Source organism: Candidatus Pelagibacter communis, assembly GCF_001180185.1.
GTDB classification, from domain to species: Bacteria; Pseudomonadota; Alphaproteobacteria; order Pelagibacterales; family Pelagibacteraceae; genus Pelagibacter; species Pelagibacter ubique_F.
Genome location: NZ_CVSS01000035.1, coordinates 1 through 608 on the forward strand (window position 1 = coordinate 1; position 608 = coordinate 608).

Annotated in this window: 1 protein-coding gene and 1 pseudogene; both read right to left on the bottom strand. The window is 31.4% G+C overall.

Features of this window, described 5'->3' with window-relative positions:
• Positions 1–149: SDR family oxidoreductase (locus AMN95_RS02195; RefSeq protein ID WP_143323758.1), on the bottom strand; the 149-nt coding region annotated here is incomplete at its 3' end.
• Between the two features lie 2 nt (positions 150–151).
• A pseudogene (locus AMN95_RS05795) lies at positions 152–445 on the bottom strand (beta-ketoacyl-ACP synthase I); the annotation flags it as partial.
• Positions 446–608 lie beyond the last annotated feature (163 nt).

Below are 608 nucleotides of genomic sequence, written 5' to 3' on the forward strand. Positions count from 1 at the left end.
GGTACTACTCTCTTTTTTAGAGCATCCCCTAAATATGTGAATGCTAATTCAGCTCCTGCTTCTGCAAGTTTCTGAGAAATGCCCCAAGCAATAGATCTTTCATTGGCAACACCCATGATTAATCCTTTTTTACCTTTCATCAAACTCATAATTAAACCTTTTCAAAAATTAAAGCTGCATTGGTTCCACCAAAACCAAAGCTATTTGACATTACTGTATTTAAAGTTACTCCAGTTTCAGTTTTTGCAACAATCGGGAACTTTTTAGCTTCTTCATCTATGTCTTTAATGTTAGCAGATCCTGTGATGAAATTATTTTTCATCATTATTAAACAGTATATTGCTTCATGAACAGAGGCTGCCCCTAAAGGATGGCCCGATAAAGATTTTGTTGAGCTTATTTTTGGAATATCAGTTCCAAAAGTTTCTTTGACTGCGTTTAGTTTGTTTGTTTTATCAAGTTTTCTATTTTTTCTGCATACTCAAAAGACTCATCTTTTCTAAAAAGTAATTTTGGTAAAAATTTCATAAATACTTTCTTTTATAGTATTTTTCTTATCAAAAATGAGTAATCTTTAAGTTTATTAATAACCTCGTCTGCATCTTTTC